Source organism: Paraburkholderia metrosideri (assembly GCF_904848625.1).
GTDB lineage: Bacteria > Pseudomonadota > Gammaproteobacteria > Burkholderiales > Burkholderiaceae > Paraburkholderia > Paraburkholderia metrosideri.
Map to the genome: position 1 here is coordinate 225,414 of NZ_CAJHCP010000002.1, position 24,695 is coordinate 250,108.

Sequence of the window (24,695 nt, forward strand, 5' to 3'; positions counted from 1 at the left end):
ATGCCGTGCTAATGAAATCCATATATCCGTCACCGCTTGCCGTGTGCGACGTTTTAAAAGAACGGTTTGGTAAGACCGTTTACATCGTCCTTAAGACGGGGAAGGGATCGCGTTGGACGCATCTCATCGATATTGAACATGATAAGAAATCAAGCAGGAATCGTAAGGCGTTACCCATAAAGCAGAAAACGGATGAGTTGATGGATCGCCTATCTGAGCAATATAGAAAATTAGACGCGCTCGATCGATTGAATAAGTTGCCAACCGACGTGTCAGATAGGCGTAGCATACATCCATTCGAATTGTCGAACAGATCGGATAAATATAGGGAGATATTGCTTGACCCGACAAAGTCAAAAGGCTGGAAACTTATCGCTGGCCTGCTGACCTTCGACCTGCCTTTGAACGAAAAGGGCGAGGCGCCCGAGCCGTCATATTACGGAGACGAATTCGAAGCATTAATTCTACCTGAGACTCGTCGAAAACGCATATTGCGCTACTGCGAACATTCAAAAATATCTGAAGATACGGTATATCGAACGTTCCGTCGCTACTGTCAGCAAGGACTAACTCCTGCAGCCGCCGCTGATGACTATGATCTGAGTGGGAGAAGAAATCAGCAGAGGGAATGGAAATCCCGACCGGGCAAGGATCCTCGGCGTAGGAAGTTCGGCGCGTCCGCGTGTGATCAAGAGGTTCGGCGGCTCATTGCATTGGCTGCAGACTACTACTACTCATTCCAGTACGGAAAGGGGAAGAGATCCCAGAAGACACTTGAGCAGGCGTTGAACTGGCTACGTGCGACTTTCCTACGGGACAGGGTCGTGTACAACGAAAAAGGGGAAATGGTCGAGCTTAGGTTGAGTAGTCGAATTGTCATCACGGTCAGGCAGTTGCAATATTACATACTGAAAAATTTTACATACGAGGACCGGCGTATTCATAAGGTCGGTCTTAAGCAATATCTACTTCATGAGCGACCACTAAAAGGTCAATTGCGAACAACGAAGGGACCGGGAGAACGGTTTCATATCGACGCGACTGTCCTTGACATCTATCTGGTTGGCGAGATTCTGCGAACGAAAGTTATTGGTCGACCAGTTTTGTATCTAGTAATTGACGATTACTCTGGAATGGCCGTCGGATTTCATCTCACATTCGATCCACCATGTTGGGATGGGGCAATGATGGCGCTTGTGAACGCGATCAGTCCGAAGGTCGAATTCTGCAGGTCATTAGATATTTATATTCGCGAGGAACAGTGGCCCGCTTGCCGCCTCTGCGAGGGCATATATGCGGATCAGGGGGAGGTCAGTAGCGTTCACAAAGCGCACCCATTAATTTCTCACTACCGCGTGAACGTGTCGAATGCGCCTGCTTATCGTCCAGATCTTCGCAGCGTGATGGAGCGGCGTTTTGGGATTATTCCAGCAATCTGGAACTCGCTTGTTCCAGGAATAGTAGAGAAAAGCTCATTCGATCGTGGAGTCTCACATCCTGCGTACCACGCGGCGCTCGATCTGAAACAGCTTCGGCGGGTCATTTGCCACTCATTGCTGAGCTACAACACTCGCGTAATTCGCGGCTATCCAACTCCTGCAAAAATGATTGAACGGGAGCTTGCGCCGACGCCGCTCAATCTTTGGAAGTATGGAACGGAGATTAACGGATGCGGAAGGCACGTTGCTGTAGACGAGTTTCGGGCCAAGGTTATGCCAAAAACAACAGTTTCAATCGATGCTCAGGGAATACTGCATAACCATCTGCACTATGAATGTCCGACGTTTGATCTCGTCGAACGTCAAGCAATGTTCCGCGCGGAGGGAACCGAGACAAAAGTTGAAATCACATTCGACTCTACCGACAACAGTAGTATTCAGATACTCGGTTTGGGTGAGCCGATCACGTGCCCGATTTCGGAACACGACGTCGGAAACTTGCAGGGCGTTACATACCAAGAACAGAGTCTCGGGAAAGACCTTGATGCAACCGCTCGCGGAATGGCTAAAGAAGCGGGTGAACCTGAGCGTGCTAAGACTGATTACAACATCTCGGAAATCGCGAGGGAAGCGACATCGAAGACGGCGAAGGCCTTGCGCGAGGCAGGTAAGACCCGTCCTGACATCAAGGATATGGATGAAATGCGTAGCGTCGAGCGATCGATGAGTAAAGGTTTGTTGGAAAAATATGCATCGAAGGATGCCGAGAAAACTAGGCGGAACAGAAAGACTGGTGCTTCTTTCAAAAATTTCATCCAGAAGATCGTGCAAGGCTCCCGCGTGGGCGTCCCTGTAGAGCAAGAGGAAACGTATGACGAAGAAGGAGACGTTTATGAGAAGTCTTTAAATGAAACGAACGTGCCTTCAGGCGAAATTAGCAGGATGACCTCCAAAGAGCTACGCGAGAAGCGTGCGAGGGAGTTGCTCGAGGAACAGGACAGATAGGAGCACATCATGAGCATCAACGAAGCGGTTGCGAAGGTAATTTCAGGTAAGAAGTCGAACCAAACTGAACACATTAAGCAGTGCATTGAGTCAGTTGAGGCGCGGTACTACAACGGAGATGATCTATTGCCAGAATATCGAAAAAATCCCTTGATCTCTGCACTCGGTCCCGTTTGGGACAAACGGTCGATCCTGAAGGCGCTTGATGTGCCTATTGCGTTTTCAGAGGATGAGCGGTGTAGGTCAGAAGAGTATCGCTTGCATGCCGTCGGAAGACTATCCCGATTTGTACTGGCGCTGCCCGCACATCTCGACGTGGTTAGCACGATACAGCTCATTGTGCGACAGCATTACATCGGAGTGAATATCGGGGACGAATATGTGCAAGGCATCAAGGACCGTTATCTTGCGAATCAAGATGGGGAGCTTGCCCCAATCTATCCTCACGAGCGCTCGCATGCCTATTGTGCGGGCGTATTTGGACTTTCTGGCAGCGGGAAGACAACGGCCTTAGAGTCCGCACTCCGGCTATTGCCGAAGGTGATCCACCATGAGGATTATGGTTTGAACCAGGTAGTATGGGTAAAGGTGGACTGTCCTAAGGATGCTAGCTTGAAGGGCACGCTCAAACTCTTGATACTAGAGTTTGATCGCTTGCTCGGAACTGACTACACGGCGGAAACAGGGGCGCGAGCGACGCTGGCCGATTACGCGAATAAGCTGCACCGTATTTCGAAGCGGCATCAGACGGGTCTTATTGTGATCGACGAAATGCAGAACGCGCTGCAGGCGGTTGTGCGGAACGACCCACTATTCGATTTTTTTGTCAATCTGACTAACGTGGTTAAAATTCCGGTCATTGTCAGCGGAACACCAAAAGCGGCTCAGCTGTTCCGGAAGACGCTGCGATCGGCGCGACGTATCAGCAGTCAAGGCGTAATAACCTGGGACGGAATGCGGAATGAGGATGACTGGCGCCGATTCTGTAATCAGTTGCAGAAGTATCAGTGGCTCGCTAATCCTGGTCCCCTTTCTGATGAGTTGCGACAGTATTTGTCATTCTTGACTCAATGGCTACCCGGCGTTGCGGTGCCTCTGTTCCAGTTAGCACAGTACGCAGCAATCTCCTCTGGCGCGGAGAGGCTTACCAAAAGGTTGGTTGGGGATGTGTTCGATGAAAAGATGGTTTCATTGAGGCCGATGATGAACGCTATCCGCTCCGGGGATAAAGCGCGGATGATTGCATATGACGATTTGTTGGGCGACACACTCAACGACATCGTTGAATCGATAGAAGCCGAAGCGAGGCGGCATGGCAATCAAGAGCTGGCGATGGAGCACGATAAGAATGAGTCCGCGATCAGTGCGGTATCGAGACTGTTGCTCCTCGGAGTACCAGAGGATTTGGCGTCGTCGCTTGTGAACGCAGTGCAAAAGGAATACCCGAGGGCATCATCTCAGGACCTAAGTAATGAAGCAGCACGACGGTTCTACCAGAAGAAGGCTCCCGCAGATTCGCTGAAGGGAGCTGTTGGGGAACCGCTGGTCTGCGAGTAAGAGTTCCTAGGGTCACCAAGCGAATCTCGTTTTGACTGCATTCGACTCCAAACCTTGACAGCTGAGAGATTTGCTATGGCCATTGCGCTGTTTCCTCTTTTGGATGGAGAAACGATCGGCAGCAATATCGGACGATATGCTGAGTTCACTGGAGCTGGCACTACGTTGCTGCTGAGGCGTCGCCTCTTTGGTTATCCGTGCAAGCCCGAAACAAGGCTTCCGAGCGGAATAAATCATCTTTCTGACCAAGCCAGAGACTACTGGAACCTAGATGCAAAAGAAATAGTCAGGCGAAGTACAGAGTTTTACTATGCAACCGCATGTGTTCTCGAGAAACAGAGAGATTCAATGTTCGCAAATATGCTTACGTTGCCTGTCAGCAGATGTCTGCGGAGAAGCGTCAGCGGCTGGAACGGCGAGCGCGTGGCGAAGTTTCGGTATTGTGAAGAGTGTCTAATGCAATGGAGGGAGAGTGGGATCCCCCCACATTGGCTAGTCGATCACCAACTTCCGGGTGTGTACATGTGCCCCATCCATTTGTGCCTACTGAAGTTGGCGAAAAGGAGTTTTCCTCAAAATGTCACGGATCCAACAGTCACGGCATTGAAGCAGGAGGACGATGAAGAAATCGTAGCAGGAACTCAATCATGCGTAAGGGAAGCAATCGGGGATGTTGCAAAACTTAGTGCGCGGTACAGGATGGCCGAAGGCAGTTTTCTTTCGCCAGCAAAGTACCGTGAGTTGCTTCAGGCGGCGGGGTTGATGTGGCCGACGGGTGGGGTGGACGTCCGTGCGTTTAGAACTTGTGTCTTGGAGCATTTCGGCCCGGAGTATTGTCAACTGGGTGGATTAAGTCCGCTAAAACTGTCCACTTGGCTGTGCAATTTCCTGGATCAACGAAGGAGCGGAGAACCATCTCATCCCTTTCTGCTCATCTCCACTGAATCGCTGCTAAATCGGCGCTGTATGGCGCCCGGTTCGTTTGTTCCAGCGATTCATGCTCAAAATGTGCACATCAATTCGGTATCACCAGAAGATATGGCAGATTTTTCATGTCAAGGAAAAATTGCGCAGTTATGCAGAGGAATTATTCATCGAACGAACGATTCGTGGACAAAATGTGCAGGTAATCATCAGGAATGGAAGCTCGTTTGCTCGTGCGGAGTCATCTACAAAGCTTCAGAGCCCTTGGGCGATGCTGAAAGCACTAGGATAGTGGAGAGTTATGGGGCGCGTTATCAAAATCTTATATCGATGCGCTTTGCCGATAATTTCGGCTTGGTCAATTTTTCTGGAGGATTTCCTTCCATAAATCCAAAGTTCTTGCGGTGGGCGCATTTTATCGGTTTTTACGCCTATGAGGGAATCCATCCAGATATGGTTCAGAGCATGCGTGACCGCTGGCGTTCCATCGTTGAGAAGGCTCGACCCGACAAGCGTATTACATCGTCCTATCGGCTTGACCCGAAGCTATATAGGACACTTTACCGGTACGACAGAAATTGGATTAGGGAATTCAATAAATCTAACCGGACGCGACCCTCGCGTGTATTGCACCGTGTAGAGGTAGACACACACTAAGCGTGATCTTGGTTTTAGATTCAAGGTTTTCGTTAGTTCTTGAACTTGCGTGCGCATATGTGGATTGTCTGAGAACGTCGGGAGTAAGCTCACGTCGCGAACACACGTGGCGTGATTAACTTGGTAGGCAACGTTCTAAGTGAAGTTAGGGAGGAATGCTGCTATGGCTATCGCGCTGCTTCCATTAATGGAGGGAGAGTCACTTGAAAGCAATTTTGGACGATATGCGGAGTTGATGGGGCTTAGATCCACTGATCAGTTGAGGAAGTCATTATTTGGGTATGCCTGCGTGGTCAATACTCGCCTTCCGAGCGCAATAGAGCGCCTGGCGCAACAAACCCGTGACTATTGGAATTTGACAGGCGAAGAAATCGTCAAGAATTTTACGGAATTTCAATACTTGACGACAATGTGTTCTCAGCCAACACGTGAAAAACTAATGAAAAAAATGCTTCGGAGCCCCTCTAGGGGCGGCTTACCGTTAGCATTTGGCGGATCTAATGGTGAACGCAGGAAAACTCTGCGATACTGTTCAGAATGTATTGAAGAGTGGAGAGATAATGGGCAGCCATTCTACTGGAAGATTGACCATCAATTGACCGGAGTGTACTGTTGTGCAAAGCACTCTACTCTTCTGAAGACGGTTGATCAGAGTTTTCTTGGCGAAACTGAGTGTTTTAAACTTAATAAATCAATTCGAAAAACTGACAAGACTATTTTTGATAATGAGTTTCCTCCTGAGAAATCGGCAATAGAAGACGTTTCTCGAGCGAGCGTTAGGCTGAGAGAAAAGGGAAAAGCATATAGTTCGTCACAGAGGTTTCGCGATCTTCTTCGGGATTCTGGATTTACTCGGGCCAATTCGACAGTGAGGCAAAGTGCTTTTATATCGGCTTGGCTTGACTATTATGGTGCGCAATATTGCTCTATGACGGGGATGAATGCATCGAGGGTCGCAAATTGGATAGCTGGTTTGTCGGATCGTGCAATCCATCGTGAACTTATTCACCCTTTTTTCTTCATCGCAGCGGAGTGTTTTCTTGAGCATTGTGTTTCATTTTCAGGGTCGTATCTACCAAAAGATCGAGGCAAATCGACAGTTGTTTCGAAAGAATTCGAATTGGGCGAATCTAATTTTGAAAGCAACTTGTGCAAGGGTGCGTTACATCGAGATTCTGACGTAATTGAGTTTTCTGGATCGTTGAGAAAATCGGGATGGTTCAAGCTTGTTTGTACGTGCGGTGTTTCATATAGATCACCAGGCCTGACGAAAAGCGAAGGTGAAAAATTTATTCCTTTAGCATACGGATCTCGCTATCAGCAGCGCTTTTATGCGCTGCTTGATGAAGGGAAGACTCTTCGTCGGGCAGCACAAGAGCTAAATATAACCAGGGCAACAGCTTTATCGTGGAGAATTAAAGAGGAAGGAGCTTGTACGAAAAAATTGTCCCAGAAAGAAGTCAATAAGCTGCGCGCGGATTGGCGCGCATTGGTGAGAACTATCTCATCGGAGACTCGCATTACAACAGCTTCGGAGTATCAACCGGGGCTGTACAAGACGTTAAAAGAAAATGATCCGGGTTGGTTCATCGCTTTCAATCGAGCACATCGGTCGTGGCGACCGCAGAGTTCGTACAGGAACAACGAACCAACTACGGATCAGATCCGGGAGGCATACATGAAAATCATGTTGATGGAGCCTCCTGTTCGGGGCAGTAAAGTGGCTATTCTCGAAAAGGCTGGCTTCCGTGGAGGGGCGCGTCGAAACCAGCCTTTCGCTGCCTGTCTGGAAAATCTAGTTGAATCTCACTCCGCCTACCACGAGCGGGTCATTTCTTGGCTCGGTACTCGGGCGTCCGAGCAACAAATGGGCACATTAGATGAAGCGTTACGGCGGGCGGGATTGCGGCTGCGTAGTTTCACTAGAGAGCAGCGTCGCCAGATCCTAGGGTTGAATTCACTATCCGACAGTGACAGTCGGTAGTGCGGGTGTATTGACGCAAACTTTCAAAAAGGAGCGTCATCTGGGTTCGAAAGGTGGTATCACCCACAAATTAAATATTGACCTTTGCATTGCCCATGTTTTCGAACGACTAAAGAAAGTCTGAAGAGCAGCTAGTTAAATAGAAAATTACTATCAATTCGTGCTCTGCGATGTATCTGACGATTTGTCTAAAAGTCTACTTCGGGCGAACGATGTTGCGGATGACACCATCCTCGTAACAAGGGGTGAGGTTGGACTCGAAGGTCGTCCCGATAGGACTCATTCGGGGCGCTAATGGCGCGTCCGCCGGCGTAACCTTAGTGCAGCAATGCGCTGGTGCGACGCAGCATTCAGCTGTCTCAGCCCTTTTAATCGATGCTCGTGTGACTCCCATCAGGCCGCCTTCCCGCACACTTTGCGTCCGTGGAATCCATGCTGGCGGGGCAACACGATCTGATCCCGCAGACTTTGTTCATCCGTTGCAAGTTAATGCTGCAACGTAAGCGCGGGCCTTGGAGCCCTTTTTTCCCGCAGACTTTAGTGAACGTCCGTAGGATTTATCGGCAGACAACAAAGTGTGCGGGGAGCGGGGAAGGGCTGGTCAAAGACAACAAAATCTGCGGCATCACAAATTTTTTCGTTATGCGACACACGATTTTCAGGCGGTGATTGGCCTGCAGTGCGCGCTGCGTGGGCGCGAGCTGCCAGCACACAAAGCTGGTCACGATCGCAAAGAACGAACTTGTTCTCGTATCGCGGCTTTTGCAATCGGGTGGGAACTCAGTCAGAAGTGTGCGAGCGGGTACTGCGGCGCTTTGCGATAGATCGCCCACTGATTCGCCCTCTGCGAGCAGCCGATAATGGGCATGCCGAAGCCACTGGATGTGAGCGGCAATGATGCCTGCCTTGGTCATCATTGAAGGGCATGGCGGGGTCTACCACGCCGGCGCGCTCGGCGACGACATGAGCGGATGCGTGCGGCAAGCATCGCCGCAGCATTGCCCCAGCAGAAAATACAGTTCCCGACGCCTGAGAGCGATCAGACCATCGACTACGCCTCGAGCGCATTCGAAGGACGCGCACCGCAGGTTACCGCGCGCTTGCGGATGCGACACGCGCCATAACGATTAAAAAAATCCTCCGCGACCGCGACCGCGACCGCGATGGCAGTGGGCTGGTATCGGGCAAAGGCCGCCAGGCGCCTCAAAGTTTGAGCCGTCGCCTAGGATGATCAATGCGGCCTCAGGCTCCCCGAGACCTGGTCGTCAATCGATACTGCACGCTACACAACATGGAACGGAGACGAATCATGGATTTGAAACTGCGCGGGAAAGTTGCGGTGCTGACGGGCGCAAGTGTCGGCATTGGGTTGGCGGTTGCGGAAGGGTTCGCAGCCGAAGGCGTGAATCTGGTTCTGGCTGCCCGGCAACGCGAACGGCTCGAACAGGTGGCGGCAGACATTGCCGCGCGTTGCGGCGTACGCGTCGTGCCGGTTGCGTGCGATGTGGGCACGACAGAAGGCGTCGACGCGTTGGTCAATGCGGCTATCCAGGAGTTCGGCGGCGCAGACATCCTGTTCAACAACGCAGGAACCGGCAGCAACGAGACGATCATGGAAGCGCCCGACGAGAAATGGCAGGCCTATTGGGAGTTGCACGTGATGGCAGCCGTTCGACTCGCAAGGGGGCTAGTGCCATCGATGAAGCAACGAGGCGGCGGCGCGATCCTTCATAACGCGTCGATCTGCGCGGCGCAGCCACTGGGTTACGAGCCCATTTACAACGTGACCAAAGCCGCGCTGATGATGTTTTCAAAAAATCTCGCGAACGAGGTGGTCAAAGATAATATCCGCGTGAACACGATTAATCCGGGCCTTGTCCTTACACCCGACTGGATCAAGACCGCAAAAGAGCTTACACAGGGCACGGGCGGGGATTGGGAAGGGCATCTGCAAAAGGTGGCTGATGAGTTCGCGCCAATCCGCCGCTTCGCGACGCCTGCGGAGCTGGCAGACTTCATCGTGTTTCTCTGTTCGGACCGTGCAAGCTATAGCGTTGGATCGACCTATTTCGTCGACGGCGGGATGTTGCGAACGGTTTAAGCTTCGAGATGCTCGGGCTAATCAGTCCGGGCATGCAAAAGGGTTAACTTCCAAGGGCATTCGGATCGCGCCACGCTCGCTCGAACGGAAGTCGCCATGCACGGGGCGCAACGAGCTGATGGATCGCATTCGGCCCCCACGAACCGGGCTGGTAAAAGCGCACGGGTGGCGGCGCTTCGAGCAGGCCGGTGGAGACCTGCCAGAGCCGTTCAATGCCTTCGGCCGTTGTGAACAGCGTGCGGTCGCCGCGCATTGCGTCGAGAATCAGGCGCTCATAGGCCTCCAGTACATCGCCGATCAGCCCCGTGTCGCGCATCGCGAATTGCAGGCTCAGCTTGTCGAGCCGCATGCCCGGGCCGGGGCGTTTGCCATAAAACGACAATGACATTTTCGACGCGTCCGCCAGATCGAACGTGAGGTGATCCGGGCCTTGCGAACCCACGCCGGAGCCCGCTGGAAACATGCTCTTGGGCGGCTCGCGAAACGCGATGGAAATAATGCGCTGCCCTTCGGCCAGACGCTTGCCGGTGCGCAGATAAAACGGGACGCCGGCCCAGCGCCAGTTGTCGATCGAGCATTTCAACGCGATGAAGGTTTCCGTTTCCGATTCGGGACTCACCCCTTCCTCGGCTCGATAGCCGGTGTATTGGCCACGCACGACATCGGTCGGCTCGATCGGCAGCATGCTGCGGAAGACCTTGTTCTTTTCCTCACTGATCGGCGACGGTTCCAGCGACGTGGGTGGCTCCATCGCCATGAACGCGAGAATCTGGAACAGGTGCGTGACGACCATGTCGCGAAACGCGCCCGTTTGCTCGTAGAACCCTGCGCGTTTGCCGAGGCCCAGTGTTTCCGGCACGTCGATCTGCACGTGGTCGATAAAGTTGCGATTCCAGATGGGCTCGAACAAGCCGTTCGCAAAACGGAAAGCGAGAATATTCTGCGCGGGCTCTTTACCGAGGAAGTGATCGATCCGGAAAATCTGCTCCTCCTCAAAGACCTCATGCAAGCGGGCATTCAGCGAAACAGAGCTCGCCAGATCGGTGCCGAATGGCTTTTCCATGATGATTCGCGAGCGTTCTACGAGAGCCGCTTCCTTGAGCATCGCGACGGCGGACAACGCGGCATTGGGCGGAACGCTCAGATAATGCAAGCGTCGGCACTCGCCATCGAAGCTTTTCTCGGCGTTCAGTACTGCATCCTTCAGTGCGTCGGCGCCAGCCGTCAGTGGCACGTAGTCGAGGTTGGCCGCGAACTTGTCCCATTCGGGCTGAGCGAGCTTGCGCGAGGAAAACTCGTCAAGCGCGCCGCGTGCCGTGCGACGAAAGTCGTCGACGTGAATGTCTTCGAGCGCGACGGCAATGATCCTGCAGCCCGGAATGAATCCCGCGTTCGACAGATGGAACAAGCCCGGCAGCAACTTACGCCGCGCGAGATCGCCGGTGGCACCGAACAGGACCACGACTTGAGGGAATTTCGGACCTACCCCAGCTGAGACCTTGGCCATCACGCGAATCCTCCCTGGACATGGTCACGGTATCACGCAACGGCGGACCGTCGCAATGCAGCGAAGGGGAAGCGCCGGGCCTCCTGCGGGCGACGTCCTGGATGTTTTCCCGCCTCGGCGGGCGCGTTGCGCGGCGCGACCCGAAGTGCTCTGCACGGGCAACTTCAGGACACTCCTGCGGATAGGCCAGTGAAATCCTGGTGATGTCAGATCGCGAGAACATGCCCGCGCGCCGCCCTGTCAATCCATCACGCCCGCGACTGCGTTCTGTCAAAGCATTCGCTTCGCGGCCGCCGTGAAGTCCGTCTTTTTTGTCTCACTCCGGTCAATCGTTAGAATGTGAACTTTTCATGACGGGGCGATACGCGCGCCGTCGCTGACGGGTGATCCGCATATGTTCGGTCGCTTCATGCCCCGTGAGGGCAACTTCTTCGAGATTTTCAATGCCCACGCCCGTTACATCGTCGACGGCAGCCGTGAACTCGAAAAATTGATCGAAGATCTCGACGAAGCCGAGCGCCATCGCGGCAACATCAAGGTCGCCGAGAAATCGGCCGACAAGCTGACGGACGACTGCAACGACCTGCTGCACAAGACGTTCATTACACCCATTGATCGGGATGACATTCAGAAGCTGATGAACGGGATGGACGACATCATCGACGTGGTCGAGGACATCGCCAACACCATCACCCTGTACGACGTCAAAGCACTACCGGACGATGCGATCGAATTCGCGCGTATCAGCACGCAGACCGCATTACAGGTCCAGCAAGCCGTGCAGATGCTGTCGGACATGAAGCAGGCCGACCAGATCCGGCAGTGCTGCCAGGAGATCGATCGCCTCGAATCTGACGCGGACCGACTGCTTCGCACGGCGATCTCGCGCCTGTTCCGGGAGGAGGAAAACGTCAAGACGCTGATCAAGCTGAAGACTGTCTATGAACTGCTGGAGACGATCACCGATAAATGTGAGGTCGTTTCCAAGATCATTGAAGGCATCGTGCTGGAAAACGCCTGAGACATATTCTTGAAACGTCGGCGAGTTGTGTAACACTACTGTCACATTTCGCCGTCCGTTTGCGGACGTTGTGAGGACATATTCGCGTCTGCTGGGGAAGCCGATCTGCCGTGCTGATTCTTCTTAATCTGCTGTCGAGCGTGGCCCTTCTTGTCTGGGGCTCGCACATTGTACGTACCGGTATCCTCCGGGTACTGGGCGCGGATCTCCGCGCAATCCTCGGGCGCAGCACCGGAAGCACGTTGCGCGCGTTTCTCGCCGGCATCGGCGTGACGAGTCTCGTGCAGAGCAGTAATGCTACGGCTGTGATCATCACGTCGTTTGCCGCGCAAGGGCTGGTTTCGCTCGCAGGCGGTCTGACGGTGATGCTCGGCGCGGACGTCGGCACGGCGCTCATGGCACGTGTGCTGACGCTCGATCTCTCCTGGCTATCGCCGCTGATGTTTCTCATTGGCGTCCCTCTCTTTCTGACCCGCAAGCAAACCCGGGCGGGCCAGGCGGGCCGCACGATTATCGGGCTCGGCCTCATTCTGCTTGCCCTGCACCTGATCGTCGAGGCAGCCCAGCCGATGATGCAAGGTACGGGCGTACGTGTCATGTTCGGCGCACTCACCGGCGACACGATGCTCGACGCGCTGGTGGGCGCCGCCTTCGCGATGTTGTCGTATTCGAGTCTCGCTGCGGTGCTCCTGACGGCGACGCTCGCATCTTCCGGCGTGATCTCGCTGAAAGTCGCGCTCTGTCTCGTAGTAGGCGCCAATCTCGGCAGCGGGATGCTTGCGCTGATCAGCGCACTGCCGCAGAACGCCGCTGCACGGCGATTATCGGTCGGAAGCTTTGCGTTCAAGGTCGGCGGCGCGCTGATCATCCTCCCGTTGATCACGCTTCTAGCCCGCGGGATTCCTGCAATCATCGCCAATCCGCGTGAAGCGGTGGTCGGATTTCACGTGATCTACAACACCGTGCGCTGTTGCGCGTGTCTGACGCTCGTCAGTCGCGTGGCGGCCATCTGCCGGCGACTGCTTCCCGACCGGCCTGTGCCCGGTGGCGAACTGCGACCGATGTATCTGGACCCGGCGGGGCTCACGACGCCCGGCCTGGCACTCGCCAATGCATCACGCGAGGTGCTACGTATCGGAGATATCGTGCGCGTGATGCTGGATAACGTGTCGGAGCTTCTGCGGCGCAACGATCTGGCCGTAGCCCGGGCAACGATGCGCATGGACGACGACGTCGATCAGCTCTACGGAGAAGTAAAGAGTTATCTGACGCTCATCTCACGCGAACAACTCGACGAAGCAGAGAGTCGTCGCTGGACCGACATCATTTCGCTGACAATCAATCTTGAGCATGCGGGCGACATCATTGAACGCATTGTCAGCGACATCGAGGAGAAAAAGATTTCGCAGCGTCTTGCTTTCTCCGACCAGGGACTGGGCGAGCTCGATGATCTGCATGCAAGGCTCGTCAGCAATCTTCGACTTGGACTCTCGGTGTTCCTGAACAGCGATTTGCGCTGCGCTGAACAACTGCTCGCAGAGAAGGAGCGCTTTCGCGATCTGGAGCGAGCCTATTCGCACAAGCACCTCGAGCGACTTGCCGGTCAAAGTTCGCGCACGATCGAAACCAGCGCGTTGCATCTCGACCTGATCGGCAATATGAAGAGACTGAACTCGCTCTTTTGCTCGACGGCTTATCCGGTGCTCGAAGCAGCGGGCGCGTTGCACGACACCCAGTTGCGCAGACGTTCGCTCGATTCGCTGCATGTGAAGGAGTAAGCTGCGCCGCGACGTCCGTATCCGCCGCATGCTCTCCAGGTTTGGGCGACGCACAAGCTCGCCGGTGTCATGCTTCTACACTCGATGCCAGCAGATCGAAAACGATGCTGTCCACGCGTTCGATTCGCGGTTGTCGACATGCGTGGGAAAAGCTGCTTGAAGTAGTGCGTGGCCGGTGGAGGAGGCCGCTCGCCATCGGCAATGGCCAACCTAATTTTGTGCGGTCCGAAACCACCGCGGGTCACGATTCCGGAAACACATGCGCGCACATGAAGTCGACGAAAACGCGGAGCTTCGGCGACAGTTGCTGGCTCGACGGCCACAGGATAGAGAACTGACCGGGCGCTATCGAGTGACCATCGAGCACCGTGACGAGCGCGCCGCTCTGCAACGCATCGCGGGTGAGGAAGTCCGGCATGAGGCCGATCCCGAAGCCGGCAATCACCGCGCCCCGCAGCGCCTCCATGTTGTTGCATGTCATTGCGGTGCGCAGGTTCGGTGGCTCGCTGCCATCTTCCGCAAGGGCCCACGGTTGCAGCCTGCCGGTGGTCGGAAACCGGTAACGCACGCAGTGGTGCCCGGCTAGCTCGGCGAGCGTGCGCGGCAGACCCGCGCGCGCCGCGTAATCGGGTGATGCGCATAGAACGAAGCGGAACGGGCCAAGCCGGCGCGACATCAGGCTCGAATCTGAAAGCGCGCCGCCGCGGATCACCGCGTCGAAGCCGCCGTCGACAACGTCAACCAGACGGTCGTTGAAGTCGAGATCAAACTCGACTTCCGGGTAGCGCGCGCTGAATGCCGGGAGCACCGGCAGCAGGAACCGGTAGCCGATTACGGGCAGGCTGATACGCAAACGGCCACGCGGGCTTTGAGCAGCCTGCGACAGCATTGCCTCGGCATCGCGCAGTTCGTCGAGGATCCGGTGGCAGCGCTCATGGAAGTGCCTGCCTTCGTCCGTGAGCGTGACGCGCCGTGTGGTTCTGTTAAACAGCCGCACGCCGACTGAGCGTTCCAGCTTCGCGATCGTCTTGCCGATCGCCGATGCGGAGACACCCAGCTTGTGGCCGGCCGCCACGAAGCTGAGCGTCTCTGCGGTGCGTACGAACGCGACGATATCGTTCAGATTGTCCATGCCGCGTCGAGCCTCCTGTTCACTCAATTATGGAATTTTATTCCGCTATCTGCGGAGTTATACGTCATTTTTCCATGATTGAATCGAAATTATCCTTTGTCGCTCTGGCGTGATGCATCGCACCGCGATGTGCCGGATGTGATGAGGAGCGTTAATGGAAACCACGATTTCTTCCCGTTCGACGAGGCCGCTTGTCGTGCTCGCCGCCGTGTGCATGGCCGCCCTCGCGTTGCCGCTCGCGTTCTCCGGCGGCGCGGTCGCGACGCCGGCGATTGGACGAGACCTGAGCGGCAGCCCCGTCGAGATGAACTGGGTCACCAACGCGTTCATGCTGACGTTCGGCAGTCTGCTGATGGCGGCGGGGACGCTCGCGGACCGATTCGGCCGCAAGAAGGTGTTTGCGTACGGTGTCGCAGGCTTCACGCTGAGCTCGCTCGCGCTCGGCTTCGCAGGGTCGATCGTCGTCGTGGATCTGCTGCGCGCCGCGCAAGGCGTCGCAGCCGCTGCGACGCTGGCAGGCGGGACCGCCGCGCTCGCGCAGGAGTTCGACGGCGCCGCGCGGACCCGCGCGTTCAGCGTACTCGGCACGACCTTCGGGATCGGTCTCGCTTTTGGTCCCGTGTTGGCCGGGTGGTTGATCGCCCAGTTCGGCTGGCGCGCGATTTTCGCGGCAGGCGCGCTCGCGGGCGCGTTGTCCCTTGCGTTCGGCGTGCCGTGGATGCGCGAGTCGCGCGATCCGCACGCGCACCGGGTCGATTGGGCGGGCACGGCCACGTTCACAGCCGCGCTCACCTGCTTCACCTGCGGGGTGATCGAGGCTCCGTCCCGCGGCTGGACGTCACCGGTCGTGATCGGGCTTCTTTGCGCGTTCGTCGTGTTTGCAGTGGCGTTCATCGTCGTGGAAATGCGCGCAGCGCGGCCGATGCTGGACCTGTCGCTGTTCCGTTATGCGGGCTTCGTCGGCGTTCAGGTGCTGCCGGTTGCGACCTGTTACTGCTATATCGTGCTGCTCGTCGTGCTGCCGCTGCGTTTCATCGGCTTCGACGGCTATGACGAACTGCATGCGGGCACGCTGATGCTTGTGCTTTCTGCACCCATGCTGGTCGTCCCATTCGTCGCGGCGACACTGACACGCTGGCTGTCGGCGGGTGTTATTTGTGGAGTCGGGCTGGTGATCGCCGCGGCTGGGCTGTACGCGCTCGGCGGCGCATTGCACCATGGCGCGGGAACGACTGCGCTCGGGCCAATGCTCGCGATTGGCGTCGGCGCAGGTTTGCCGTGGGGGCTGATGGACGGCCTGTCGGTCAGTGTCGTGCCGAAATCCCGCGCGGGAATGGCAACCGGCGTCTTCAGTACCACGCGGGTCGCGGGCGAAGGCGTCGCGCTCGCGGTTGTGACCGCGTTGCTCGCGGCGCTCGTGCATGGGCGTCTGCTCGCCGCGGTGCCGTCGGCCGCACCGGCGGCTGTCGCCGACGCGGCCGCGCGGCTCGCGTCCGGTGATCTGGCCCATGCGGCGGCACAACTTCCAGAGGTCGCGCCCGCTGCGCTACAGCTCGTCTATCAGGCAGCATTCGACCGCCTGCTCGACGGGCTCACGATTGTCACGCTGCTGTGTGCGCTCGCAGCTTTCACCTTCTTGAGCCGGGTCCGTGTCGAGGACGAACCGGTGGGCACAGAGAGAGTCGACACGCATACCGTCGACCCCGCCGCGGCGGCGAATATCGTATCCAGCAAACCCGAACTGGCTTGCGACGATGGTTGACCCAACACAGGCGCGCGCTTGGCAACGGCGCCGCGAGACGAGCGCGGTGCCGGTCTCTTCGTGCCGATCTTCGGCGCGTCATGACCGCCGGCCGCTTGCCCCGGAAAAGCCGGTGAACGACACCGGAAAAGCCAGTGAACGACCGCTTTGCGTGACGGCGACCGCCGACTGCGAGTCGATCAGGGCGAGATCGATCCAGGTCTCATCCGTTGAACTGCACGAGCAATCTTTGGGTACACCTCGTACCGGGCCGCTTCTAACTTCCGAGGCCGGCCATCAGACGCCATTCGCTTGTGCGGGAAGTCTGGCGTTCGTTAGTGCCTGGTCGAGGGGTCGTAATGGGTCCGTCCTGAGTCGGTAAGCTTGTGGTTCAGTGCGGTCAGTAAGACTTTCGATCAGCCACCTTGGGCGGTCTGCTGCCGAACGTATAGCGGACGCCCTGAATAATTGAGCACAGGAGAAGCTGCGCCTGAGCGGACCACCGTGCCTTTCGTGTCGCCTTCGTCATTAAGACCTCACATTGAGCGTCACGGCGACAGCGAAAGGGCGGACGCGACGATTACCTCCATGCGTTGCCGACGCATTCTTCCAGCACGCCGAGTAACGCCCGCTTGGCGGGATTGTCGCCGTCGGTGTAAGCGAGTCCGATGCCCGCGCGGTGATCGCCAAGTTCGAGCGGACGCGCCACGACTTTGGGTGGCAACGCAATGGCTGCCTCGGCCGGGATCATCCCGATGCCCAGGCCCGCGGCGACTAGCGCGAGCATGGTCGTAAATTCGCCCAGTTCCTGAACGATGTTGAGAACCGCCCCCTCGCGTTTCAACGCAACGAGCAATTCGTCGTGAAAGCCGGGTGCGTAACGCCGTGCAAGCACGAACGCAGGACAGCCTTGAAGATCCGTCGGGTAAATGAGCGATTGCGCGGCTAGCGGGTGGTCGTCCGGGAGCGCGACGACAAAGGGCTCCTCGAGCACCACGCGAATTTCAAGTCCGGCGCCCGCAACGGGCAGACGTATCAGGCCGAAATCGAGCTTGTTGTCGTGAAGGGCTGCGAGCTGGTCGGGTGTCGGCATGTCCTTCAGCTCGAGCGTCACGCGCGGGTAACGCGCATGCATGCTGCGAATGAGCGTCGGCAAGAGCTTCGGCAGCACCGACGACACGAAGGCGATCCGCAGCGTACCGATTTCCCCGCGGCCCGAGAGCCGGGCGATCTGCTCCGCCCGCACTGCCTGATGTAGCGTGGCGCGAGCCTCGGGCAGAAAGAGCCTTCCGGTGTCGCTCAACGCGACCTTGTGACGGTCGCGCTCCAGCAGCCGCACGTCGAGTTCCTCCTCCAGTGCCTTGATCTGCATGCTCAGCGCGGACTGCACGATGCATAGCCGCTGCGCGGCCCGTCCGAAATGCAGTTCCTCAGCGAGCACCACGAAGGCTCGCAGAAGCTTCAGTTCCATGCTCACTCCGGTTGCTGGGACGGGGTCGTCCCGTGTAATCAAAATTCATGATAACAGCGTCACAAAAGAACATTGGCGCAAGCACGGCGCTTCGGGTGAACTACACCTATTGGAGACACCAAAGGTGCGCATCGCATGCGCCAGCCAGCCATGAACGACATTTTGAAGCTCTTCAGCCTGAGCGGACGGCGCGCCCTGATCACCGGCTCCGGGCGAGGCATCGGCCTCGCGCTGGCGCGCGGCCTGGCGGGCGCGGGTGCAGCCGTCGTCATCAACGATCGCAATGAGCAGAAGGCGACAGCCGTCGCGGCTCAACTGCGCGACGAAGGTCTCGTCGCGGATATCTCGATATTTGATGTGACGCAACGCGAAGAGGTTTCCGCCGCGATTAACAAGGTCGAGGAACGCATCGGCAGCATCGATATTCTTGTGAACAACGCCGGGATCCAGCGAAGGGCGCCGCTCGACACTTTCCCGGCCGACGACTGGAACGACCTGTTGCGCGTCAATCTCGACGGCGTATTCCATGTATCGCAAGCGGTCGCACGGCACATGTTGCCGCGCGGGCGAGGCAAGATCATCAATCTCTGTTCGGTGCAGGGCGAACTGGCGCGGCCCGGCATCGCGCCTTATGCGGCAACCAAAGGTGCCATCCGCATGCTTACCAAGGGCATGTGCGCGGAATGGGCCAGTCGCGGCATTCAGGCCAATGCGCTGGCGCCGGGCTACTTTGCGACCGATCTGAACCGCGCACTCGTTGACGATCCCGATTTCTCGGACTGGCTGTGTAAGCGCACACCGACGGGGCGCTGGGGCCGCGTCGAAGAGTTGTGCGGCGCGGCGGTGTTTCTGGCGTCGGCGGCATCGGACTTCGTGAACGGGCAGACGCTCTTCGTCGACGGCGGCTTGACCAGCGTGGTCTGAGACCGCCGCGCACGCGGTATCACAACAAAACAAAGAGAAGGAGACATCGAAATGCGTTCACCCACTATGCGCCGGACACCCTGCGCGCGAGCGATCGCCGGTCTGACGATCGCAGTCATGGCCTGCACGTCATATGGTGCCGACTGGATCGTCTCAGGCAACGATGGGAAGTATCAACGTGTCGAGGGCCGCGATACGTACCCTGACAATCCCCAACCCGACACGCTGACGCTGCTGGACGCGACCCACTTCCCGCCGCAGGTGAAAGTACAGGTGGAAGTCGAAAACGGCATCCAGGGGCCACCGCAGGCTGTCGCGATTACCCCAGACGCAAGCGTCGCTCTCATCGCCGCACCGACGCGCTACGACTACGCAGCCAAAAAGCTGTTGATGGACTCATTCCTGCAGGTGGTCGATCTGCAGGCGTCGCCGCCAGCGGTCGTACGGCTTGATCTCGGCAGCCATCCGCAAGGCATTGCTATCGACCGGAGCGGGCGCCTCGCGCTCGTTACTTGCGTCGACGGCAGCGTGGTGGTGCTCGGCATCGAGGGGAATCACGTGACGCCTCTGGACACGCTCAAGATCGCGCAAAAGCGCCTCGCTGGCGTGAGCTTCACGCACGACGGCCGGCACGCGCTGGTGGCGCTGCGCGATGAACAGGGCGTCGCCGTCCTCGATGTCACCGACGGTCGCGTGACCGACAGCGGCCTGCGCCTCTCGAGCGGCGTGGCGCCGTACACGATCGACGTGTCGAGCGACGGCAAATGGGCCGTCGTCAGCGACGTCGGGTTGGCCGGGCTGCCGTCATATGCGGGCAAGCTCGCGGGGGACGCCGACGCCGTGACGCTGGTCGACGTATCGCATGCGCCGTTTCGCACGGTCCAGCACATCACAGTGCCGTCGCTGCCAGAGGGTGTGGCGATCTCGCCCGACGGCAAATGGATCGGCGTACAGGCGATGGACGGCTCCAACCTGAGCCCAGATAACCCCGGACGCCATGCGCGCGGCAAGGTGATCCTCTTCGCGATTCGCAACGGTCAGGCTTTGAAAGTCGCCGAGGCGCCCGGAGGAGAGGCGGCGCAGGGCATCGTCTTCACCGCGGACAGCAAGTATCTGATCGTGCAGTTCAACGTCGAAAAGCAACTGGCGTTGTTCGCCGTGGACGGCGGGCATCTGCGGGATACCGGACACAGGATTGCGTTGACAGGCGGCCCTTCGTCTCTTCGCACGACCCCGCGCTGAACCCGCGCTGAACATTGGACCAATCGGAATAAGACAACCAGCATGTCGACGATGAGCAAAACACGCAGGACGGTCACGCCGTTTCCGCACATTGAACCGGCGGCGCCCGAGACGCGGCGCACGATGGTCGAGCTCGCAACCGACAATCTGCTGCGCGTGCCAGATGGCGAAGTGGCCATCGCAGGTTCAATCTCCAGAAAACATAAAGTAACCATGCCCCATTCGATTCCAACTCTTTGCGGCTCGCTTGCGGGCCAGCCGTTCACATTCAATGTCAAAGTGCACAACGCCGCATATCGGGTGCTCGGCCTGGACTATACGTTCGTCAGCTTCGGCGTCGAGGACATTGCCGGCGCGGTCAATGCGATGCGTACGCTGGGCATTCGCGGATTGAATGTCACGATGCCGCACAAGCAGGCCGTCATGGCCCATCTCGATGCACTCGATGAAACCGCGCGCGAAATCGGCGCAGTGAACACGATCGATAACCGCGACGGGTGGCTCACGGGCTATAACACGGACTGCGCGGGCGCGGTGCGCGCGCTCGAAGAGGCGACGCCGTTGCAAGGCCGCCGGATCGCGCTGCTCGGCGCGGGCGGCGCAGCTCGGGCGATTGCGTGGGGGGTGCAACGAGCGGGCGCCCACGTGACGTTGTTCAATCGCACCGTGTCGCGCGGACAGGCGTTGGCGCGCGACTTCAACCTCGCTTTCGGTGGCAATCTGGGCGACTTCGATCCAGCCGCGTTCGATGGCGTCGTCAATGCGACAGCCGCTGGCTTCCGCGCGCCGGACGTCAATCCGTTACACACCGAACAGCTTGCTGCGCATCTGTTCGTGATGGACGCGGCCTTTATCCCGGTGCGCACGAAGCTGATTCGCGATGCCGAGGCGCTCGGTTGCCGGGTGGTCGACGGCACGCGGATGCTGCTGCATCAGTTCTGCGGACAGGTCGAACTGTACACAGGCCAGCAGGCCCCCATCGACGCGATGAGCGCGGCTTTACTCGACGAGATAGCGCGGGTCGGCCAGACATGAGCGTAGTGACGAAGTAGTAGGACGGAGCCGGAGATCCAGCACCTTGCGGCAAGACAAGGGCGGATCGATCGCCGCGGCGAACCTGGCGACAAGCGGTGCTCACGCGCCGCGATGCGGAAAGAACGCTTCGGACCACGATGTGATCCGCAGCGGAATCCAATCTGGAGGAGACGACATGAAGCACCAACATACCATCGCCGCCGCAGCGGGCGCCGTCCCTACGGACGCAGCCACGGCAAGGACGGAAGTGACGACCGCCGATCTGTACCGCGCGGCGTGGGCCGCATCCATCGGCAGTGCGCTCGAATACTACGACTTTGCGCTCTACAACCTCGCGTCGGCGCTGATCTTCGGACCGCTGTTCTTCCCGTCGAGCGACCCGGGCATCGGACTGATCGCGAGCTTCGGCGCCTACTTCCTCGGTTTCGCGATCCGGCCCGTGGGCGGCATCGTATTCGGTACGCTGGGCGATCGTTATGGACGCAAATTCGTCCTCATGGCGACGATCCTGCTGATGGGCGTCGCGAGCACGCTGATCGGCCTGCTGCCCACCTATGCCACGGCCGGTGTCTGGGCGCCGATCCTGCTGGTCGGCTGTCGCCTGTTGCAGGGGCTCGGCGCAGGCGCGGAGCAGGCTGGAGCGGCCGTGCTGATGGCCGAGTATGCGCCGGTCAAACGGCGTGGATACTTTGCGGCTTTGCCATTCATGGGCGTGTTGCTTGGGACGGTGATGGCGGCCGCGATCTACTTCGCGCTGGTGCGCGTCGAGGACATTTCGCAAAGCTGGCTCTGGCGCGTGCCGTTTCTGCTGAGCGTCGTCATTGTTGCGGTGGCGGTCTGGATCCGCTTGAAGCTCAAGGAGTCGCCGTCTTTTGCGAAGCTCGAAGCACGCCAGCAGGTCAACGAGAGCCCGTTGAAGCACCTCATCAAGCATTCGAAGCCGACGCTCCTCAAGGTCATCGGCATGCGGATGGCGGAGAACGGCGGCTCGTCGATCTATCAGTCGCTCGCGATCAGCTACATCGCCACAGCGACTGGCCTCAAAGGACCGATCGGGCCGGTCGCGCTGCTGCTCGCCGGCGCGTCAGGGGCCGTCGTGATTCCGATTACCGGCATGCTGAGCGACCGGTTTGGACGAATTCCCGTCTACCGTGCGTTCGCTTTGTATCAACTCCTGCTGGCCTATCCGACCTGGTGGGTGCTGAGCCACGGCAATGCAACTGCCAGCATCGCGATGCTGTGTGTCGCGCTGGCCGGCGTGTGGGGCATGTTCGCCACCCAGGGCGCGCTGCTTCCGGAGCTATTCGGCGCGCAACACCGCTATGCCGGCGTCGCGGTGGGGCGCGAGGTGTCAGCGGTCATCGCTGGCGGTGTCGCGCCGCTCATCGGCGCCTCGATCATTGCCTGGGCGACGGCGCACTGGGGCGGCGCGGAAGGCAGGATTCTGGCGTGGATTCCGCTTGCAACCTACGTGGCGATCCTAAGCCTGATCGGCGTGATCACGACCTTCTACACGCCGGAGACGCGTGGCCGCGACCTCGATGATCTACGCGACGCCGCAGACGTCCCGGCAGCGTTGGGCGGAGAACCCGCTGCCCGGCAGTTTTAGTGGGTGCTGACTAACGGGCTCTGGCGCGAGGTGGGACGTTTGGGGTGAGCGTGTCTTCGAGCATGTATGGCACTCGCACCCGCGTCCCTTCATGGTGCAGTCAGCTCGAACACGTGATAGCCCCAAGGCGGGAGATCCAGGTAGAGGCCGCGCGACACGATGTCATTACCGTCGCGATCAAAACTCGCTGGGCCCATCAGGTCCGTCAGCCGTACCGTGCTGCCGGTCAGGTCGGCAAACGGGATTCGCACGTAACACTGACTCTGATTCCCCGCGTAGTTGACCACAACGAGCCGCCGTTCGCCGTCGTCCCGCTGCCAGACCCACCCGATGAAGCAATCCGAAGTCCAGTTTCCCTCCCACGCTGGCGTGATTTCGACGAGGCCCCAGGTGCCGTCCCGGAAGATGGGCTGCCGCAGCACCGTCATCAACATCTCATAGAACCCTTGCAAGCTTGCGTCGACAGGCTCCTGCGGCCCCCGCACCAGATGCGGCGAAATCCGTTTCCTGCGGCCGTCGAACTGGCCCTGGTGAAAGAGTCGCAGGCCTGGCGACAGAAATGTGATGATGGCGCCGGCTTCATGTTCACCGGGTTCGAAGGTCGCCGCGGCCCGGGGTTCGTCGTGGTTTTCGAGGAAGCGCGCCAGCTTCTGCTGGTAATCGAGTTCGGCATGCAGGTGCTCGCGTACCGGCCGTGCGTTCGCATCGCGCAAACGGTCGTACATCTGCTTGTCGTAGGCGTAGTCGAAGCCCTGTTGCAGCATCGTCCATTCGAGATCCCAATACACTTCTGCCATGAACCGGAACGTCGGATGCTCGCGTCGTACGGCCTCGGTTGCTTTCGGCCAAAAGGGCTCGGCGCGGATGCCCCACGTCCGTTCGAATACCTCCGGCAGGACCAGCATGGCCATATCGCAGCGTACGCCGTCGCATTGCCCGGCGATTCGCTTCAGTTCGCCGATCATTGCCTGCTGCAACGCCGGATTGCCGTAGTTGAGTTGCAGCGTGTCGGGCCATCCGTCGAAGTAAGGATCGCGGCCGTGGGCGAGGACCAGCGGCCCGTTCCTTGTCTGCACCCGGCAATAGTTGAACGGTGAGCGAACCAGGTCCGACTCGCTGCCGGGCACGAAGTAGTCCGGATGCGCGTCGATCCAGTCGTGATCCGGCGCCATGTGATTCGGCACGAAGTCGAGCATCAGCTTCAGTCCGCGTTGCTGCAGGCGCTGCCGCAAGCGGACGAGCGCGTCAGGGCCGCCCAGATCACGATGAACCGTGTAGCTGCGGATGGCGAACCCGGAGCCGGCCACGTCGTCGTCCGTGAGGTCCGGTAGCGTATCGGCGAATTCGTGGCGCCATCCGGCATGCGAGCGAGAAATCGCCTGGGCGGCCGGTCCGGTCTGCCACACACTCAGCAACCAGAGCCAGTCGAAGCCCAACCCGGCGAGACGATCCAGTTCGGCATCCGGAATGTCGTCGAGTGTCGCGCGCGTGGCCGACGCGCGAGACAACTCGGTCAGCCAGACGCGAGTGTTGATCTGGTACAGCGCCGGGTAGCGTACGCCGGACAT

Annotated in this window: 16 protein-coding genes and 1 pseudogene; 12 read left to right on the plus strand and 5 right to left on the minus strand. The window is 58.2% G+C overall.

Annotated features, from left to right (window positions below; translation table 11 throughout):
• Positions 1 to 11 precede the first annotated feature (11 nt).
• From LMG28727_RS03945 to LMG28727_RS03965, 5 genes are all read left to right on the plus strand, one after another.
• On the plus strand, positions 12 to 2,444 hold the full coding sequence (locus LMG28727_RS03945; RefSeq protein ID WP_236591595.1) for an integrase: 2,433 nt from the start codon (positions 12 to 14) through the stop codon (positions 2,442 to 2,444).
• A 9-nt stretch (positions 2,445 to 2,453) separates the two neighbouring features.
• On the plus strand, positions 2,454 to 4,001 hold the full coding sequence (locus LMG28727_RS03950) for an ATP-binding protein (RefSeq protein WP_201641002.1): 1,548 nt from the start codon (positions 2,454 to 2,456) through the stop codon (positions 3,999 to 4,001).
• Between the two features lie 75 nt (positions 4,002 to 4,076).
• The gene (locus tag LMG28727_RS03955) at positions 4,077 to 5,582 is read left to right on the plus strand and encodes a TniQ family protein (protein WP_201641003.1); all 1,506 of its coding nucleotides are present in this window, start codon (positions 4,077 to 4,079) and stop codon (positions 5,580 to 5,582) included.
• A 163-nt stretch (positions 5,583 to 5,745) separates the two neighbouring features.
• The gene (locus LMG28727_RS03960; RefSeq protein ID WP_201641004.1) at positions 5,746 to 7,566 is read left to right on the plus strand and encodes a TnsD family Tn7-like transposition protein; all 1,821 of its coding nucleotides are present in this window, start codon (positions 5,746 to 5,748) and stop codon (positions 7,564 to 7,566) included.
• 1,309 nt (positions 7,567 to 8,875) lie between these two features.
• Positions 8,876 to 9,667, plus strand: a complete 792-nt coding sequence (locus tag LMG28727_RS03965) for an SDR family NAD(P)-dependent oxidoreductase (protein ID WP_201641005.1) — start codon at positions 8,876 to 8,878, stop codon at positions 9,665 to 9,667.
• 43 nt (positions 9,668 to 9,710) lie between these two features.
• On the opposite strand, the gene zwf is transcribed toward LMG28727_RS03965, so the two are convergent.
• Together zwf and LMG28727_RS33995 are read right to left on the minus strand one after the other, a co-directional pair.
• Complete coding sequence (gene zwf, locus LMG28727_RS03970) at positions 9,711 to 11,174, minus strand: glucose-6-phosphate dehydrogenase (protein ID WP_201641006.1); 1,464 nt, start codon at positions 11,172 to 11,174, stop codon at positions 9,711 to 9,713.
• Positions 11,175 to 11,322: 148 nt separating this feature from the next.
• Positions 11,323 to 11,444: pseudogene (locus LMG28727_RS33995) on the minus strand (oxidoreductase); the annotation flags it as partial.
• 124 nt (positions 11,445 to 11,568) lie between these two features.
• Between LMG28727_RS33995 and LMG28727_RS03975 the strand changes: the two are divergent.
• The gene (locus tag LMG28727_RS03975; RefSeq protein WP_201641007.1) at positions 11,569 to 12,195 is read left to right on the plus strand and encodes a DUF47 domain-containing protein; all 627 of its coding nucleotides are present in this window, start codon (positions 11,569 to 11,571) and stop codon (positions 12,193 to 12,195) included.
• A gap of 110 nt (positions 12,196 to 12,305) precedes the next feature.
• Complete coding sequence (locus LMG28727_RS03980; RefSeq protein WP_201641008.1) at positions 12,306 to 13,973, plus strand: Na/Pi cotransporter family protein; 1,668 nt, start codon at positions 12,306 to 12,308, stop codon at positions 13,971 to 13,973.
• A 241-nt stretch (positions 13,974 to 14,214) separates the two neighbouring features.
• Here the strand turns inward: LMG28727_RS03980 and LMG28727_RS03985 are convergent, their stop codons facing one another.
• Positions 14,215 to 15,105 (minus strand): LysR family transcriptional regulator, encoded by an 891-nt coding sequence (locus tag LMG28727_RS03985; RefSeq protein ID WP_201641009.1) that lies wholly within the window; start codon positions 15,103 to 15,105, stop codon positions 14,215 to 14,217.
• Between the two features lie 154 nt (positions 15,106 to 15,259).
• Between LMG28727_RS03985 and LMG28727_RS03990 the strand changes: the two genes are divergently transcribed.
• The gene (locus tag LMG28727_RS03990) at positions 15,260 to 16,867 is read left to right on the plus strand and encodes an MFS transporter (protein ID WP_201641010.1); all 1,608 of its coding nucleotides are present in this window, start codon (positions 15,260 to 15,262) and stop codon (positions 16,865 to 16,867) included.
• A gap of 559 nt (positions 16,868 to 17,426) precedes the next feature.
• Here LMG28727_RS03990 and LMG28727_RS03995 read toward each other — a convergent pair.
• Complete coding sequence (locus LMG28727_RS03995; RefSeq protein WP_201641011.1) at positions 17,427 to 18,317, minus strand: LysR family transcriptional regulator; 891 nt, start codon at positions 18,315 to 18,317, stop codon at positions 17,427 to 17,429.
• Positions 18,318 to 18,467: 150 nt separating this feature from the next.
• Between LMG28727_RS03995 and LMG28727_RS04000 the strand changes: the two genes are divergently transcribed.
• The 4 genes from LMG28727_RS04000 (at position 18,468) to LMG28727_RS04015 (ending at position 23,127) form a co-directional block, all read left to right on the plus strand.
• Positions 18,468 to 19,241 (plus strand): glucose 1-dehydrogenase, encoded by a 774-nt coding sequence (locus LMG28727_RS04000; protein WP_201641012.1) that lies wholly within the window; start codon positions 18,468 to 18,470, stop codon positions 19,239 to 19,241.
• Positions 19,242 to 19,292: 51 nt separating this feature from the next.
• Positions 19,293 to 20,483: a YncE family protein gene (locus tag LMG28727_RS04005; protein ID WP_201641013.1), complete on the plus strand. Its 1,191-nt coding sequence runs from the start codon at positions 19,293 to 19,295 to the stop codon at positions 20,481 to 20,483.
• Positions 20,484 to 20,534: 51 nt separating this feature from the next.
• Entirely contained in the window at positions 20,535 to 21,518 is a 984-nt protein-coding gene (aroE, locus tag LMG28727_RS04010; RefSeq protein WP_236591596.1) for a shikimate dehydrogenase, read from the plus strand.
• A gap of 175 nt (positions 21,519 to 21,693) precedes the next feature.
• Positions 21,694 to 23,127: an MFS transporter gene (locus LMG28727_RS04015; RefSeq protein ID WP_201641014.1), complete on the plus strand. Its 1,434-nt coding sequence runs from the start codon at positions 21,694 to 21,696 to the stop codon at positions 23,125 to 23,127.
• A gap of 89 nt (positions 23,128 to 23,216) precedes the next feature.
• On the opposite strand, the gene LMG28727_RS04020 is transcribed toward LMG28727_RS04015, so the two are convergent.
• Positions 23,217 to 24,695, minus strand: a complete 1,479-nt coding sequence (locus LMG28727_RS04020) for an alpha-amylase family glycosyl hydrolase (RefSeq protein ID WP_201641015.1) — start codon at positions 24,693 to 24,695, stop codon at positions 23,217 to 23,219.

Bases quoted from the DNA above. Each gene is read 5' to 3' on its own strand.
- LMG28727_RS03945 (WP_236591595.1), top strand. From the start codon at position 12: ATGAAATCCATATATCCGTCACCGCTTGCCGTGTGCGACGTTTTAAAA.
- LMG28727_RS03950 (WP_201641002.1), top strand. From the start codon at position 2,454: ATGAGCATCAACGAAGCGGTTGCGAAGGTAATTTCAGGTAAGAAGTCG.
- LMG28727_RS03955 (WP_201641003.1), top strand. From the start codon at position 4,077: ATGGCCATTGCGCTGTTTCCTCTTTTGGATGGAGAAACGATCGGCAGC.
- LMG28727_RS03960 (WP_201641004.1), top strand. From the start codon at position 5,746: ATGGCTATCGCGCTGCTTCCATTAATGGAGGGAGAGTCACTTGAAAGC.
- LMG28727_RS03965 (WP_201641005.1), top strand. From the start codon at position 8,876: ATGGATTTGAAACTGCGCGGGAAAGTTGCGGTGCTGACGGGCGCAAGT.
- zwf (WP_201641006.1), bottom strand. From the start codon at position 11,174: ATGGCCAAGGTCTCAGCTGGGGTAGGTCCGAAATTCCCTCAAGTCGTG.
- LMG28727_RS03975 (WP_201641007.1), top strand. From the start codon at position 11,569: ATGTTCGGTCGCTTCATGCCCCGTGAGGGCAACTTCTTCGAGATTTTC.
- LMG28727_RS03985 (WP_201641009.1), bottom strand. From the start codon at position 15,105: ATGGACAATCTGAACGATATCGTCGCGTTCGTACGCACCGCAGAGACG.
- LMG28727_RS03990 (WP_201641010.1), top strand. From the start codon at position 15,260: ATGGAAACCACGATTTCTTCCCGTTCGACGAGGCCGCTTGTCGTGCTC.
- LMG28727_RS03995 (WP_201641011.1), bottom strand. From the start codon at position 18,317: ATGGAACTGAAGCTTCTGCGAGCCTTCGTGGTGCTCGCTGAGGAACTG.
- LMG28727_RS04000 (WP_201641012.1), top strand. From the start codon at position 18,468: ATGAACGACATTTTGAAGCTCTTCAGCCTGAGCGGACGGCGCGCCCTG.
- LMG28727_RS04005 (WP_201641013.1), top strand. From the start codon at position 19,293: ATGCGTTCACCCACTATGCGCCGGACACCCTGCGCGCGAGCGATCGCC.
- aroE (WP_236591596.1), top strand. From the start codon at position 20,535: ATGAGCAAAACACGCAGGACGGTCACGCCGTTTCCGCACATTGAACCG.
- LMG28727_RS04015 (WP_201641014.1), top strand. From the start codon at position 21,694: ATGAAGCACCAACATACCATCGCCGCCGCAGCGGGCGCCGTCCCTACG.
- LMG28727_RS04020 (WP_201641015.1), bottom strand. From the start codon at position 24,695: ATGTCCGGCGTACGCTACCCGGCGCTGTACCAGATCAACACTCGCGTC.